Source organism: Priestia sp. Y58, from assembly GCF_029522095.1.
Lineage (GTDB): Bacteria > Bacillota > Bacilli > Bacillales > Bacillaceae_H > Priestia > Priestia megaterium_E.
This window is the reverse complement of record NZ_JAKWFL010000013.1, coordinates 14012-30724: the sequence shown is the minus strand read 5'-3', so window position 1 is coordinate 30724 and position 16713 is coordinate 14012. Positions and strand designations below refer to the sequence as shown.

Here is a 16713-nt window from a genome sequence, read left to right as displayed (position 1 = left end):
AGTGTAGGTACCCTAGTTGCTTTAAGTTGTACAGCTTAAAGTGTATAGTGATTTAGTCATTTAGCGATTGTTTGTATGTATAAGTTGAAATGCCGATTATTAATAAAAGCCCATAGTGTAAGTAGGTTAGTTTATAGGGGGCTATATCAAAAGGAGCTTGTTTCCTCTTTGATATAGCCCCTTTTTGTGTTCAAAAAAAAGGTAGTCTACAGTTTAACAAGGGAGCGGGTATGATGTTTATTCAAATCGACGGAAATTCACTGACGTTCGACCAAATCTACAAAGTTATTTACCAAGGATACTCCGTGAAAATTAGCGATCACGCAGTTGAACATATACAAAAAAGCAGAACGTTAATTGAAGAGAGCATTACGAATAACAACGTAATTTACGGAGTAAATACTGGATTTGGAAAGTTTAGCGATACGGTTATTTCAAAAACGGACTTAGCTGATCTGCAGATTAACTTGATTCGCAGTCATGCCTGTGGACTAGGAGAACCATTCTCGTTAGAAGTAAGCAGAGTGATGCTGCTGTTACGAGCAAATGCATTGGCTAAAGGATATTCCGGAATACGACTGGAAACCTTGCAGCTTCTTATCGATTGCTTAAATCAAAACGTAGTACCGGTTATCCCGAGTCAAGGTTCGCTTGGAGCTAGCGGTGACTTAGCCCCGTTATCACATCTAGCGCTGCTGCTAGTTGGAGAAGGGGAAGCTGTATATAATGGTCAGCAAATGCAAGGAGAAGAAGCTTTAAAGCTAGCGGGGCTTGAACCTATCCAATTACAAGCGAAAGAAGGGCTAGCTTTGATCAACGGCACTCAGGCAATGACGGCTGTAGGAGTAGTTTCGTACCTTGAAGCTCAAAAGCTAGCAGATCTTGCTGACGGGATTGCAGCACTGACATTAGAAGGTCTGCAAGGCATTTTAGATGCATTCATGCCCGAGTCTCATGGAGTAAGACCTTATCCGGAACAACAGCAGGTAGCTGCCCGAATTCTTTCATATTTAGAAGGCAGTCAATTAACTACTTCTCAAGGTCAAATGAGAGTGCAAGATGCTTATTCACTGCGCTGCATTCCTCAAGTTCATGGTGCTATTTATCAAGTTTTAAATTATGTAAAAGAAAAGCTGTTAATTGAAGTTAATTCAGCAACCGATAACCCGCTCATCTTTGCCGACAGCGGCAAAGTAATTTCTGGAGGGAACTTTCACGGGCAGCCCATTGCGTTTGCTATGGATTTTCTAGGAATTGCAATGGCGGAGCTTGGGAATATTTCTGAACGGCGCATTGAACGAATAGTAAACCCTCAGCTTAGTGGGCTGCCCGCATTTTTAAGTGCAGATCCAGGTCTAGAGTCCGGGCTCATGATTACTCAATACGCTGCAGCTTCATTAGTTTCCGAAAATAAAGTATTAGCGCATCCATCAAGTGTTGATTCTATCCCATCTTCAGCAAATCAAGAAGATCATGTCAGCATGGGAACGACTGCTGCTCGTCATGCTTATCAAATTATCCAAAATACACGAAGAGTTCTATCGATTGAAGCAATTTGTGCGGCTCAAGCAGCCGATATTCAAGGAGTGGATAAACTCGCTTCAGAAACAAGAAAAATTCATTCAAGAATTAGAAAAACCGTACCAACCATTATTAAAGATCGAATTTTCTCACGTGATATTGAGGCGTTAGCAGCTGATTTCAAAACCTTTGTGCAAGATACTAATTATGAACTAGCGTTGTAATAAAAATGTTCGTTTAACAGTTTTTCATTTTTATAGAGGAGGAAAACAAAATGGAGACAAAGCAAAGTGGAATGAAAGCACCTCGTGGAACGGAACTAACGACAAAAGGCTGGGTACAAGAAGCTGCTCTTCGCATGCTTCTAAACAATTTAGATTCCGAAGTAGCGGAGCATCCGGAAAAGTTAGTCGTATACGGAGGAATCGGAAAAGCAGCTCGTAACTGGGAGGCGTTCGATCGTATTGTCGCAGCGTTAAAAGAGTTAGAAGAAGATGAAACGCTTCTCATACAGTCCGGTAAGCCTGTTGCGGTTTTTAAAACCCACAGTGATGCACCGCGTGTTTTATTAGCGAATTCGAATCTTGTTCCTGCTTTTGCAAATTGGGAGACGTTCCATGAGCTTGATAAAAAAGGGTTAATGATGTACGGACAAATGACTGCAGGAAGCTGGATTTATATTGGAACCCAAGGCATTGTTCAAGGAACGTATGAAACATTTGCTGAATGTGCCAACCAGCATTTTAACGGAACTTTGAAAGGAACCATTACGGTAACAGCTGGATTAGGAGGAATGGGAGGCGCACAGCCACTAGCTGTTACGATGGCAGGCGGCGTTGTAATTGGAATTGATGTTGATCGCACGCGTATTGAAAAGCGTATTGAAACAAAATATTGCGATACGGTAGTCGAAAGCGTAGCTGATGCAATCACATTAGCTGAAGATGCAAAAAGATTGGGCAAAGCGCTTTCTATTGGATTAGTTGGAAATGCAGCCGAGATTCTTCCTGAAATGATAGAGCGAGGATTTATCCCAGATATTGTGACAGATCAAACATCGGCACATGATCCGCTTAACGGATATTTGCCGATTGGAGTCAGCTTAGCAGAAGGAGAAAAATTGCGGAATACAAATCCAAATGAATATATAAAACAATCAAAAGCAAGTATGGCTATTCACGTTCAAGCCATGTTAGAGATGCAAAGAAAAGGCGCGGTTGCTTTTGACTATGGCAATAATATTCGCCAAGTGGCGTTAGATGAAGGTGTCACGAATGCATTTGATTTCCCGGGATTTGTCCCAGCGTACATCCGTCCGCAGTTCTGTGAAGGAAAAGGACCGTTCAGGTGGGTCGCTTTGTCAGGAAACCCAGAGGATATTTATAAAACAGATGAAGTCATTTTACGTGAGTTTTCGGATAATACGCATCTTTGCAACTGGATTAAAATGGCGAGAGAAAAAATTGAGTTTCAAGGATTGCCGGCGCGTATTTGCTGGCTAGGCTACGGAGAAAGAGCGCGCTTTGGAAAAATTATTAATGATATGGTAGCAAACGGAGAACTGTCAGCGCCTATCGTTATTGGTAGAGATCATCTAGATGCCGGTTCTGTGGCGTCGCCAAACCGTGAAACTGAAGCAATGAAAGACGGCAGTGATGCAGTAGCAGACTGGCCGATTTTAAATGCATTAGTAAATACGGCAGCAGGCGCAAGCTGGGTATCTGTTCACCACGGAGGAGGAGTAGGTATGGGGTATTCTCTTCACGCTGGAATGGTTGTAGTAGCAGACGGGACGGACGAAGCCGCCAAACGTCTAGAACGTGTTTTAACAACAGACCCAGGCATGGGTGTTGTTCGTCATGTAGACGCCGGCTATGATAAAGCTATTCAAACTGCAAAAGAAAAAGGAATACAAATTCCGGCGTTAAATGAATAAAAAAGGAGGGATACGTATGACTATTACGTATATCAAATGCGCTGCACAAGTCATTACGGTTAAAGGAGGAAGTCAGCCTAGACGATCGGAGGAAATGTCAGATCTAGGAATCATTGAAAATGGCAGCGTACTCGTGAAAAATGGAAAAATTGTATTTGTTGGGCTTGACGTCAAAGCGCAGGAATACCTTGAGCATATCCATGAACCTATTAATATAATTGATGCCGAAGGAAAAATCGTAACGCCTGGGTTGATTGATCCCCACACTCACCTTGTGTTTGGCGGCAGTCGTGAAAAAGAATTAGAAATGCGCTTAAACGGGGCGAAGTATATTGATATTTTAAAAGCGGGAGGAGGAATTTTACAAACAACCGTTAGTACACGACAAGCAACGGAAGAGGAGCTAATCAAGCAATCTACAAAACGTTTAAATAAATTTCTGCAGCACGGAGTTACAACTGTCGAAGCCAAAAGTGGGTACGGTTTAAATCTTAAAGATGAAATCAAACAATTAAAAGTAGCGAAGAAACTGAATGAACAGCATCCAGTAGATGTTGTTTCAACCTTTATGGGAGCTCATGCGGTGCCAGTTGAGTACAAAGGAAATGAAGATCAGTTTGTTCGTTTCGTTATCGAAGAAATGATACCAATCGTTGCAAAAGAAGAGCTAGCGGAGTTTTGTGATGTATTTTGTGAAGAAGGCGTGTTTACAGTTGAACAGTCAGAGCATATTTTACAAGCTGGAAAAGCATACGGACTAAAACCTAAAATCCACGCCGATGAAATTGTGTCTTTTGGCGGGGCAGAATTAGCGGCTAAAGTGGGAGCAGTGTCCGCGGATCATTTGTTAAAAGCATCGGATCAAGGAATTAAGCAAATGGCTGAAAGCGGAGTTATAGCCGTTCTACTGCCGGGTACGGCATTCTTTTTAATGGAAGAGCCGGCGCGTGCTAGAAAAATGATCGAAGCAGGAGTGCCGGTTGCTTTGTCTACAGATCGAAACCCTGGGTCTTCTCCTACGGAATCACTGCCGTTTATTATGAATTTAGCATGTTTAGCGATGAAGATGACGCCAGCAGAAGTTTTAACCGCCTGTACGATCAACGCGGCTCATGCCATTTGCAAAGGGGATCAAATCGGAAGTATTGAAGTAGGTAAAAAAGCCGATTTAGTGCTATTTGACGCTCCCAATTACCAAACGCTGCAGTATAACTATGCCGTAAATCTTGTAGACACGGTATTAAAAGATGGAAAAGTTGTGGTTGAAGGCGGTGTTTTACATGAACTATCCGTACCCACAGCTTGATCGACCGCCTTTTTGCTGGCAGCGTCAAAGTACTTCTGATCCTAAAGTAAGTGATTGGATTCAGACAGTTGAAGATGGGAGCAGCGTCGACTTTACATCGATAGATATTACGGTCTTGGGCGTGCCTCTTTCAAGATCTTCCATTAGCGCTTCTGGAGCCAGTGAGACGCCAATGGCCATGAGGAAGCTCTGGAAATCCTTTAACCCGTATCATATTGAGTATGATACGGATTTGACTTCCTTGTCAGTGTTGGATTTAGGAGACGTCAAGCAGCACGTAACGAATATAGGGAAGTCTCATCAGTATATAAAAGAAGCGATGATGTCTATGCGGAAATGTCATCCGCATGCGCTACCTATTATGCTTGGAGGCGATCATTCTATTACAGCTATGTTAGTAAAAGGGTGGAAAGAGTCACATCCCGAACAGAAAATAGGGATTTTGCAGTTTGATACGCACTTTGACTTACGCAGCTTAGAAGATAACGGTCCTTCTAACGGAACCCCTATACGAAATTTAATCGAAAGCAATACTATTGATGCAGCTCATGTATGGAATATCGGACTTCACGGGTTTTATAATTCAAAATCGTTAAAGGAATATGCAGATAGCAAAGGCGTTCATTATGTAACGTTACTGCAAGCAAGAAAAGCAGGAATAAATCATACCGTGAAAGAAGCATTAAAACAGCTGAGCAAAGAGGTAGATATGATCTATTTAACCGTTGATATGGATGTGTTAGATATCACTTACGCACCTGGAGTTCCAGCAGGAACGACAGGGGGAATGAGAACGGAGGAATTGTTTGAAGCGGTATACACGGCTGGGAGTCATCCGCTTGTTCAAGCAATGGATATTGTATGTCTAGATCCGCTGCGTGATGTAGGAGAAATTACCGTGAAAGCAGGCATACACGTGTTTTTGAATTTTTTAACGGGTGTTGCAAACAGAAAGTAAGGAAGTGTGCTTCCTTACTTTTTTATATGGCTATTTTTATAAGATTAATAAACGATTGTTGAGAGTGGGATAAAATAACTTTAGAAGTGTGTATGGATTTTAGTAAATATATTTTTACTAAAATAAACAATTTTTATTGTTTTTATTAGAATTTAGTAATAATATATTTACTAAAGAAGGTGAACATCTTATGAAGGAAAATCTGGCTAAGGAATATATCGCTTTATTACTGGTTTTATTTAAAAACTTCAAGAACTTAAATAAGAATGAAGTGAAATTAACACATTTACAAAATCACGTAGTTGAATTTATGTATATGAAAAAAAGAGATTTGAATATTAAGGAAATTAGTAATGGATTAAATATTGCCAAACAACAGTTAACGAATGTTATCAGTGAATTAGAAAATGAAGGATATTTAATCAAAATGCCTGATCCGCGAGATAAGCGTGCAGTTTTAGTCTCATTAACGTTTAAAGGAAAAAGTATTCAAGAGGAAAAATGGAGAGGGATTTATAGTAACTTTCATACAAATCTTGCGAAGTTAAATGAAGAAGAGCAATTAGACCTGCAGTTTGCTCTTCATAAATTAAGTGTTTTATTAAAAAAGATGGAGGGATAAATCATGAATCAAAGAGAGCGAATTTTACTTATTAGTGTAGGCGTTATAGGCGGGACAGTAATGGGAGTAATTTATAAAGATATATCCAACTGTTTAATTACAGGTGTTATTGTCGCTTCAATCATTACGGTAATGCTCAATCAAAAAGCGAAAAGAACAGCTAGATAGTATGAATAAACGTAAGACAGCACCAGCAAGTCACCAACTCAGCTATGGTGCTGCCTCTCGTTTATAAAGTGTATTTTCTAAATGAACATTACGAAGTTGAATATGATTTAAGAGCTTCAAGCATCAGATCCCAAAATCCATCCACATCAAGGGTTAAACCAAACTTCGCATTTGCTTTCCTTCCTGTAACTCCAAGCAAATCAACTGAAGTCGTTCCAGCCGTGTATTCTCCGTGTGTTTCTACCACAATATTAACTTCCTTTAGCGTAAATAGTTCTGGAGCTATGCAATAAGCAACGGTTAATACATCGTGAACAGGAGGACCATCAAAGCCAAACGTTTCTTTATAGGTAGATTTAAAAAATGCTAATAATTCACCCACCTTTTTTGCTACGTTATTATCAATGTTCATCACTTGGTTAATAACATTATCTGTTGCAACGGCTTGATGCGTAATATCTAACCCCATTACTACGAGTGGAATGCCGCTATCAAACACTTTTTTAGCCGCTTCTGGATCTGCCCAAATATTAAACTCAGCTGTTGGCGTCCAGTTCCCGAAGGTTCCGCCGCCCATAAGGATAATCTCTTCAATATTTTCTTTAATTTCTGGAGCTTTTATTAAAGCTAAAGCAATGTTCGTTAATGGACCGGTAGGCAAAAGCGTAACGGGATCTTCTGACTCTTTGACCATTCGTATAATAGTATCTACTCCGTGTTCTTCGCTCCAGCTGCGAGAGAGAGCCGGGAACTCAGGGCCGTCTAATCCCGAATCACCGTGTATACTAGGCGCGTTTTCACGTCTGCGCATCATTGGTTCGCTTGCTCCTTTTGAAACAATCACGTTATGTAACGATACCAAATCACACACCTTCAAAGCATTCAGCGTCGTTTTTTCTATTTCTGCGTTTCCTGAAACAGTTGTAATCCCTAAAATATCTAATCCTGGTTGTGCAGCAGCTAAAATAATTGCAATGGCATCATCATGACCTGGGTCACAGTCCATAATAATCTTTCTTTTTTTCATTATGATCACCTCTATAGAATGGATAAATTGCTGTTAATGTTACATGGATTTTATTTTTTCTAAAATAGCTTCTGTAAACTCCGACGTAAAGGCATGTCCGCCTAAATCTTTCGTTTTCACTTCAGCTTGGAGCGTTTGATAAAGTGCGTGTTCTACTGTAGCAGCCACTTCTGTAAGTTTGTGATCCGCATGTTTTTCAGCTAGCCATTTCAGTAGCATGACTGCTGAAGAAATAATACCGATTGGGTTTGCTATGTTCAAACCTGCGATATCTGGCGCAGAACCATGAGCTGCTTGTGCCATAGCGATATGTTCATTTGCATTAAGAGAAGGGGCTAATCCTAAGCTCCCTACAAGCTCGCCAGCTAAATCTGAAAGAATGTCACCGTACATGTTTTCTGCCACAATGACATCAAAATCGGCTGCACGACGTACGAGATGAGCAGCCATGGCATCGATATGGTAGTCGTCCACTTTTACTTCAGGATATTGATCAGCTACTTCTCGACAAACGTTTAGAAATAGTCCGGTACTTAATCTTAAAATATTTGCTTTATGTACGATTGTTACTTTTTTACGACGCTGCATAGCCAATGCAAAAGCTTCATGCGCAATTCTTTCTACGGCTTTTCGTGTAAATACGCCCGATGTCACCACAACGTCTTTTGTAATCTGCCATTCGCCGTGTCCAGAATACATATTTCTATCAGCATAAAATCCTTCTGTATTTTCTCGGACAATCACTAAATCTGCTTCTTTCACGACGCTTTTAATGCCTGGTATTGTTTTAGCAGGCCGTATATTTGCATAAAGATCTAAACTGTGACGAAGCTCTCCGCTAGGATTACGCTTTTCTTTGTGTTCAAGAGGGTAAGCCGCAGAATCATGCGGGCCAAGTATCCATCCATGCGTATGTTTTAAAGCATCTATCGTTACTTCTGGAAGAGGATCGTTATATTGTTTAATTCCTTCCCATCCCATCGGCAGATAAACCCATTCAATTGTCACTCCTGCTTTGCAAGAAGCAGTTTTAACCACCTTAACTGCGGCGTCGACAATCTCTGGCCCGATGCCATCACCCGCCAATACCCCTATACGATAAACATTCATTGATTTGAACACCCTTTCATTATGCGCGATGCTTTTATAAATAGATTGAAGGTTTATAGTATTAATCTACTTAAAGAAAAGACAATAATAAAATAGTATTTTTTTATGTTTATAGATTAAATTCTTTTATCTTTCTTTGTGCTGCCTTTTTTAAAAAAAGAACTAGCTAATGCTTCGTGCTCCAGATTTTCTATTAACCAGTTTCTTAATTGGTGCTATTAAATTTAACATAACACCCAATTAACACCTAAAACATGTTTTAATTATATCATAATTCAGAAAATTAAACGGTTATACGTTGGCACGAAAATTGCTTGTACTATATGTGAAGAACACAAGAGAAAGGAGCAATATGTAGTTGCAGATAAGGAAGCTGCTTTTAAAGAACGAGAAGTCTGTTTAAAGTTATTATTTCACAATGAAGGGGAGAAGAAGAATGAGTGAACCGCAAAAAGAAATGAGTTCATTAAATCAGGTAAGGAAAAAAGAGAGGAAAATAAACGTTTTTGCTTTATTGTTAGGCTTTCTTGTGATTGCTACTATTTTAACGTATATCTTGCCAGCCGGAGAATACGCACGTGTAGAAGTAGACGGACGAACAACGGTAGATCCTCAGTCGTTTAAATGGATTGATTCTACACCAGTTGGATTCTTTGATATGGTCAAAGCGATACATACAGGAATGGTAGAAGGAGCCGATATTATCTTTTTTGTATTAATTATCGGCGGTTTCTTTGGTGTACTAAGCGCTACGGGGACAGTAGATGTATTAATTACAACGATGGCTAAAAAGCTTGCTACCCGAGAAAAATTATTAATTCCTGTTATGATGCTATTTTTTGCGGTAGGAGGATCTTTAATGGGAATGGCGGAAGAAACGCTAGCCTATATTCCTCTTTTAATTCCGCTGGCACTTGCTCTTGGGTTCGACGCATTAACGGGAACTGCCATTGTTTTAATTGGAGCATCAGCTGGTTTTACTACGGCTGTTATGAATCCGTTTACAGTGGGTGTTGCACAAGGAGTAGCAGAGCTTCCTATGTTTTCTGGAATGGGCTTTCGCCTTATCTTATTCGTAGTTGTTTACGCTGTTTCAGTATGGTTTGTCTATCGATATGCGATGAAAGTTAAAAAAAGTCCTTCGATTGGAACTTACGGAAAATACAGCATAACTAATGCAAATAAACTTTTAAACTCCGATGCCAAGTTAACTAGAAAGCATAAATGGATTATGGCAGCATTTCTTGTTAACTATGTAATTCTTGCTTTTGGGGTTATTAAGTATAAGTGGTACATTACCGAAATTGCCTCTCTGTTTGTCATTTTGACTATTGTGATTGGGGTTATTGGGAGACTGTCTGTTGAAAATACAGTTAAGTCGTTTACAAACGGGGCAGCAGCATTAGTTGGAGGAGCGCTAGTTATCGGAGTTTCTCGTGCTGTTCTTGTTGTTTTGAATGAAGGTCATATTGTAGATCCTATGCTTCATCAAGTATCTGGAGCCATTCAACATATTCCGGGATATTTAAGCGTTATCGGAATTTATAACTTCCAAGCCCTGATTCACCTTATTTTAGCATCTGGAACAGGTCATGCGATGCTGACAATGCCAATCATGACGCCGCTTGCAGATTTGCTTGATATTACAAGACAAACAGCAGTATTATCTTTTTCTTTTGCAGACGGCATCGGAAACATTATTTTCCCGACGGCTGGAACATTAATGGCTGGCTTAGCGATTGCGGGAATTTCATGGACAAAGTGGGCGAAATGGGTGCTGCCGTTAGTCCTTATTCAATATGTGATTGGTCTAATAGCCGTTGTGATTGCTTATTTTATCAATTACGGGCCATTTTAAGAGTTGAAAGTATATAGAAAATGTTATTCGTAAGCTGAGCTTACTAGTAGGAGGAATAGACGTTGTTAACCTTAATTAAAAACGCAGAAGTATATGCACCAGAGTATTTAGGAAAAAAAGACGTATTATTTGGAGACAGTAAAATCATCCTCATAAAAGATTGTATTGATCATGTAAATACGTCCATTCCTATCGATGTTGTAGACGCCGCTAATCACATTATAGCTCCAGGCTTCATTGACTCACATGTTCATATTATTGGTGGAGGAGGAGAAGGTGGATATAAAACACGCACGCCTGAACTAATGTTAACCGATGCAACGACTGCCGGTGTTACAACTATTGTAGGTGTACTTGGAACAGACGGTACAACAAGAAGAATGGAAAATCTTCTGGCCAAAGCAAGAGGATTAGAAGAAGAAGGGATTAGCTGTTTCATTCACACAGGTTCCTATCAAATACCGGTAAAAACGTTAACCAGCAGCATCGAGGAAGACCTTATTTTAATTGATAAAATTATTGGAGTAGGTGAAATTGCGATCTCTGACCACCGTTCCTCTGAACCGACATTTGAAGAACTGGTAAAGGTGACTTCCGCTGCCCGCAATGGAGGGATTTTATCAGGAAAAGCTGGAATATTAGAAGTTCACGTAGGAGATGGAGAACGAAAATTATCTTTATTAAATCAAATTGCAGATAAAACAGACCTGCCAATTCGTCAATTTCATCCTACACACATTAATCGAAATGAAGAGCTGTTTAAAGAAGGAATTCAATTTGCAAAACGAGGCGGATATGTAGATTTGACGACTAGCACCATTCCTCATTTTTTAGAAGAAGGGGAAGTGAAGTGCAGCAAAGGGTTACGCATCATGCTTGAAGAAGAAGTTCCGATCTCAAGTATTACGTTTTCATCCGATGGAAACGCGAGCCTGCCGTTTTTTGATGATAACGGAGATTATAAAGGTCTTCAAGTTGGAAAAGTGTCTTCTTTATTTCAAGAAGTACGAGATGCAGTATTAGAGGAATCAGTACCGTTAGAAACAGCTCTTCAAGTTATTACCTCTAACCCTGCTAAAGTATTAAAATTGTACAATAAAGGGCATATTCAACCTGGAAAAGATGCAGATTTAGTCCTTTTAGATAAAGAGACGCTAACGATTAAAACAGTTTTTGCTCAAGGTAAGATGATGCTAAAAGATGGTGTTCCTCTTGTGAAAGGAACGTTTGAATAACAGATTTTAGACTCTAAGCAGCGAAGCATCATTTAACGAACGTATTGTGGAAAGGATATGAGCTAATTAGAAAGAGCTATTGAAATTTGCGTGGAAAGGGGCATTCCAATGAAAAAGAAACTTGTTTCATGTCTGATCAGCTTTACATTACTTTCTTCTTTGAGTACACCGCTGCTTGCAAAAGCACAAGACAATACGCAGGACATTAAAGGCAACCTTGTTATTGCAGGCGGAGGTGTAGGAACATCCAATCACGACATATATGAAAAATTCCTCTCGCTTGCTGGAGGAAAAGAAAAAGCCAAAATAGGGATTATTCCAGCTGCTAGCACAACGCTGCAGTCTTCTGAAAAGTTTAAGAAAGACCTCGTGAAATGCGGAGTAAACTCAGATTCTATTCAGATACTTCCCGTTTCAAATCACGATTTTTCTGACACACAAAAAGATGAATCGACTTGGAAGAGCCAAGTAAACGATAAGAAGTTATCCGGTACAATTAAAGGACTAACGGCAGTTTGGTTTGTAGGAGGAGACCAAACAAAAATTGTGGATTCCCTTCGTCAAAATAATGGAAACGATTCTGAAGCGTTAAAAGCTATCTGGGATATATATCGTAAGGGAGCAGTTATCGGAGGTACAAGTGCAGGAGCTGCAATTATGAGTGACGTCATGATTACAGGAGGAGACAGTCTAGGAGCTTTAAAAGAAAGTATAGGAAGTAAAAAAAATAAACATGTAAACGAAAACCAACACAATAAGAAAGAATACGAGCCTCTATCAGTTCAAAAAGGGCTGGGATTTTTCCAACACGGCATAATTGATCAGCATATGGATGAACGAGCACGACTTGGGCGACTTGCAGTAGCTGCGTATAATGCTGAAAGCGACAAAGAAAAAAACTTTGCATACGGTGTAGACGAAGATACGGCTATGGTCGTTAACAATAAAGATCAAAAAATTGAAGTCGTTGGAAGAAGCGGAGTATCTGTATTAGATATGAGCAAAGCTAAGCTTATATCTAAGCAAAAAGCGCGTTCAGGTTTAGAGAACATAAAAGTTAGTTACTTATCTCCTGGAGATAAAATTAACTATCATTTAAAGTCATTTGAATTTCCAAAAGATAAAGTAGAAACGAAGGGATTTGAATATTATTCCTTTAACGCACTGCCTGCTACGGGTGTTTTTACGCCATATGGAAGATTAAAGGCTTATTTATCCTATTCTCTTGTTGACAATGAATCGATGAAATCTGCCAACAGCTATGTTTATGACAGTCAAGGGTCTGGATATGAAATTGCTTTTCAAAAGGATAGTGATACAAACGGCTATTGGAGATATACTGACGGACAAAAAGATGACTATTCCATTGTAAATGTCAGAATGGATATTATACCTAAAACCGTCAAATTTCAACGAGATAAAAAAACTAGTTTAACGTATAAAAAACCTACTTTTTCTTCATCTGAAAGTCCTGCATACGGTTCGATTAAAGGTAACCTCTTAATTGCAGGAGGAGCACTTGGCAGCAGTAATTCAAGCGTGTATAACAAGTTTATTACTCTGGCAGGAGGAAAACAAGCCAAAATAGGAATTGTGCCTGCAGCCAGTACTAAGTTCGATTCTTCTAATCAGTTTAAAGCTGATTTAGTTAAATACGGAGTGAAAGCAGAAAATATAGAAATTTTACCCATTTCAAATCATAATTTCAAAGGGACGCCAGAAAACGAGTCGAATTGGAAAACAAATATAAACAGTGATAAACTAGCGCAAAAAGTTAAAGGTCTAACAGGCATTTGGTTTGTAGGAGGAGATCAAACCTTGATTACGGGCTCGTTGCGTAATGAAGATGGTTCGGACTCAAAAGTTTTACAAGCCATATGGCATACGTATAAAAACGGGGCAGTACTTGGTGGTACGAGCGCCGGCGCGGCGATTATGAGTAATACTATGCTCGCAGGCGGAGATAGCTACGGAGCGCTTTCGTACGGATTTACAGACACATACGATGATATGACTCAGCAAGAAGGCGGGCCTGCTTATTTGGAAAAAGGTCTTGGCTTTTTCCAATACGGTCTTGTAGATCAGCATTTTGACAACAAAGCAAGACTCGGACGTCTTATTGCAACAGCGTACGAAAAAGGAAATAAAAATCAGCTTGCGTACGGAATCGATGAAGATACAGCTATGGTGGTCAACAATTCAGGAAAACAAATAGAAGTTGTTGGAAGAGGCGGTATTACGTTAGTTGATTTAGCCAAAGTACAGGCAAATGACAAATTTCCGAGTGATTACAAAAATATTCTTATCTCTTGTATTACTCCAGGCGATAAAGTAAATATGACAACAAAAGAAATCGTAATAAACCCAGCTAAAACGTCTACTAGAAAAAATGAATACTACAGTGAAAAGATTGGGCCAAACACGGGTCTTTTCTCTCCGCACGGCGTATTAAGAAAATTTTTAGCTTACGATCTTATCGATAACGCTCAGAGCAAAGAAATAAAGAGCTATACGTTTAACCAAAACAAAGGTTTTGAGCTTACCTTCAGAAAAAGCCCTGAAAGCAATGGCTATTGGGCTTATACCGACGGTCAAAAAGACGATTACTCCATTGTGAAAGTAGCCTTAGATATCAAACCAATAAACGTAGACATTAAATGAGAAGGAAGTAATTCAATGCATCTAGCACTTTAGCATATCGTGCCTCCACCTATTAAAGTGGAGGCGTTTTTTTCTACTTTTTTATTTACAAAAGGGACAAACGTCCGCTAGATGAAATGCGCAGTAAAGTATAAAATGATAGGTATATATTCCATAAACTAATCTCTGAAGGCAAGTCAAGTTAAAGGCCTGTAGAAAGGTGTTCATACGATGAAAAAGAAATTAGTTTTAATAACAGGAAGCAAGCAAACTAGAATCATTTTACACAATCAATTAAAAGAATTGTTAGGAGATTACATTTTTATTGAATGCTTTGCGATTGATGAAGAATTACCCGGAAAAATTGATGGAGATGTTGTACTTTATTCATCGGAGAGTATAAAGCACGAAATGAAGGACAGATTAGACGTTCAGCATGCACATGAAATTGTAGGAAATAGAACGATTCACCATAAACATATAAATGAATTGCTGAAAATCCCTGCCCATACAAAGGTGTTAATTGTAAACGATGATGATAAAGAAACTCTTAAGTTAATAGAGTCTCTCTATCAAGTAGGGATTAATCATGTTCAGTTTATTCCTTTTAAAAAGCAAAAGACCTATTACGAAGATGTTGAAATTGCTGTTTCTCCAGGTGAGGTTCACTTGTGTCCCCCATACGTAAAACATGTAATTGATATAGGCGTTAGACTTTTTGATATGGCGACCATTTTTGAACTTATAAAATCATTTGGTTTTAATCAGTCTAATCATTCAATTATTTGGGATCGCTATTTACGAAATATTATTGAGCTGCAAAAAAAATTAATAGAAGCAGAAGGGCAAATGAAAGAACTTCACCTTCATGTAAAGAGTATTGTAAACGTAGTAGAAGATGGTATTCTTGCCGTGGATTTTAACAAAAAAATTACGTTATTCAATAAAAGGTTAGAATCATTGTTTCAGTTATCTTCTTCTGATGTTGTAGATCTTGAAATTCAACATGTCATTTCTGACGAAGGCCTTGTGGAGTTTATTACATCGTCTGCCCAGAAAAGTCAGTACTTTAACGTAAACGGGTACGAAATGGTTATCTATAAGTCTATGATTCAGGAAAGCAATACTACGGTAGCAACGTTTAAAAGTGTTAATCAAGCTGTTGAAATAGAAGGGAAAGCGCAGTCAGAACTTAGAAAAAGCGGTTTTTCTGCTAAGTATAACTATCAAGATATTATAGGAGAACACCCAGCTTTGCTTAAAACGATTGAAATTTCCCGGAAAATGGCGGTTACTGAGTATCCTATTTTAATTCAAGGAGAAACCGGTACAGGAAAAGAGCTGTTTGCTCAGGCTATCCACAATCATTCTACACGTAAAAATGGACCGTTTCTTGCCGTGAACTGCAGTGCTATGACCGATACATTACTAGAAAGTGAGCTGTTTGGGTACGAAGAAGGCAGCTTTACAGGAGCGCAAAAAGGCGGCAAAAAAGGGCTGTTTGAGAGCGCTGATAAAGGTACGATCTTCTTGGATGAAATTGGTGATATCAGTCCGCGTTTACAAACTCAGCTTTTAAGAGTGCTTCAAGAAAAAGAAATTAGACGGGTAGGAGGGACAAGAGTTATTCCAATCAATGTAAGAATAATAGCAGCTACTCACAACAATTTACTACATAAAATGAAAGAAGGGTTGTTTCGAGAAGATTTGTACTATCGTTTACACGTATTATCTTTAACGATTCCTCCTTTAAGATATAGAAGAACCGATATTCCTTTACTGATTCATCATTTTATTTCTAAATCAAAAACATGGACGCATATCCATCCAGAAGCGATGAAGCTGCTTATCGAATATGAATGGCTAGGAAACATAAGAGAATTAAAAGGAGTCATCGAGTATTTGCTTACTGTCTGCGATGAAAACGAAGTGAAAGCAAAAGACGTAGAGTATAGGCTTAGTAGTCAAAAAGAGGAGCATACTTTACATGAAGTTGAAAATGAATCGGTTGACTTGATCGAACTTCAAGAAAATCACGCTCTGTTAGAAACGATAAAGCAGTGTAATGATACAGGAAAAGCAGCAAGCAGAAAGTGGATTACACAGCATTTAAAAGGCTTCACTCTTACAGAACAGCAGGTGAGAAATCGTTTGGATGTACTAGAAGAAAAAGAGTATATTATAAAGCGCAGAGGCAGAGCAGGAACAAAAATAACAGAAAAAGGACTGCATTATCTATATCATTTAAAAACAAAACAGCACTTAATCAATCCTTAATATCTTAATATAAGGAAGAAAGGGAAACTTCACTAATTAAGTTTCCCTTTTCTAT

At 39.0% G+C, this 16713-nt stretch carries 12 protein-coding genes; 10 read left to right on the top strand and 2 right to left on the bottom strand.

Translation table 11 applies throughout. From position 1 onward, the window contains the following. The first annotated feature begins 233 nt into the window (after window positions 1–233). From hutH to MMB68_RS25260, 6 genes are all read left to right on the top strand, one after another. Window positions 234–1745, top strand: coding sequence for a histidine ammonia-lyase (hutH, locus tag MMB68_RS25285; protein WP_269871033.1), 1512 nt, complete (start codon window positions 234–236; stop codon window positions 1743–1745). Window positions 1746–1795: 50 nt separating this feature from the next. Further along, the gene (hutU, locus tag MMB68_RS25280) at window positions 1796–3457 is read left to right on the top strand and encodes a urocanate hydratase (RefSeq protein WP_269871032.1); all 1662 of its coding nucleotides are present in this window, start codon (window positions 1796–1798) and stop codon (window positions 3455–3457) included. 16 nt (window positions 3458–3473) lie between these two features. Next, entirely contained in the window at window positions 3474–4763 is a 1290-nt protein-coding gene (gene hutI / locus MMB68_RS25275; protein ID WP_269871031.1) for an imidazolonepropionase, read from the top strand. Beyond that, a complete protein-coding gene (locus tag MMB68_RS25270) occupies window positions 4738–5721 on the top strand; it encodes an agmatinase family protein (RefSeq protein ID WP_269871030.1) in 984 nt (327 codons plus the stop codon). Before hutI ends, MMB68_RS25270 begins: the two co-directional genes overlap by 26 nt. 190 nt (window positions 5722–5911) lie before the next feature. Continuing rightward, the gene (locus MMB68_RS25265) at window positions 5912–6343 is read left to right on the top strand and encodes a MarR family winged helix-turn-helix transcriptional regulator (protein ID WP_269871029.1); all 432 of its coding nucleotides are present in this window, start codon (window positions 5912–5914) and stop codon (window positions 6341–6343) included. A gap of 3 nt (window positions 6344–6346) precedes the next feature. Beyond that, entirely contained in the window at window positions 6347–6511 is a 165-nt protein-coding gene (locus tag MMB68_RS25260; protein WP_269871028.1) for a hypothetical protein, read from the top strand. An 88-nt stretch (window positions 6512–6599) separates the two neighbouring features. On the opposite strand, the gene MMB68_RS25255 is transcribed toward MMB68_RS25260, so the two are convergent. Together MMB68_RS25255 and MMB68_RS25250 are read right to left on the bottom strand one after the other, a co-directional pair. After that, window positions 6600–7538, bottom strand: coding sequence for a nucleoside hydrolase (locus tag MMB68_RS25255; RefSeq protein ID WP_221785996.1), 939 nt, complete (start codon window positions 7536–7538; stop codon window positions 6600–6602). A gap of 39 nt (window positions 7539–7577) precedes the next feature. Continuing rightward, window positions 7578–8648 (bottom strand): isocitrate/isopropylmalate dehydrogenase family protein, encoded by a 1071-nt coding sequence (locus MMB68_RS25250; RefSeq protein ID WP_269871027.1) that lies wholly within the window; start codon window positions 8646–8648, stop codon window positions 7578–7580. Window positions 8649–9084: 436 nt separating this feature from the next. On the opposite strand from MMB68_RS25250, the gene MMB68_RS25245 reads away from it, so the two are divergent. The 4 genes from MMB68_RS25245 to MMB68_RS25230 all read left to right on the top strand — a co-directional run bounded on the left by MMB68_RS25245 (window position 9085) and on the right by MMB68_RS25230 (window position 16658). Beyond that, the gene (locus tag MMB68_RS25245; protein ID WP_016763618.1) at window positions 9085–10506 is read left to right on the top strand and encodes a YfcC family protein; all 1422 of its coding nucleotides are present in this window, start codon (window positions 9085–9087) and stop codon (window positions 10504–10506) included. A 62-nt stretch (window positions 10507–10568) separates the two neighbouring features. Continuing rightward, window positions 10569–11741, top strand: coding sequence for a beta-aspartyl-peptidase (gene iadA, locus MMB68_RS25240; protein WP_269871026.1), 1173 nt, complete (start codon window positions 10569–10571; stop codon window positions 11739–11741). 108 nt (window positions 11742–11849) lie between these two features. Further along, window positions 11850–14402: a cyanophycinase gene (locus MMB68_RS25235; protein WP_269871025.1), complete on the top strand. Its 2553-nt coding sequence runs from the start codon at window positions 11850–11852 to the stop codon at window positions 14400–14402. 210 nt (window positions 14403–14612) lie between these two features. Beyond that, complete coding sequence (locus MMB68_RS25230; protein WP_221785993.1) at window positions 14613–16658, top strand: sigma 54-interacting transcriptional regulator; 2046 nt, start codon at window positions 14613–14615, stop codon at window positions 16656–16658. The last annotated feature ends 55 nt before the right edge of the window (window positions 16659–16713 follow it).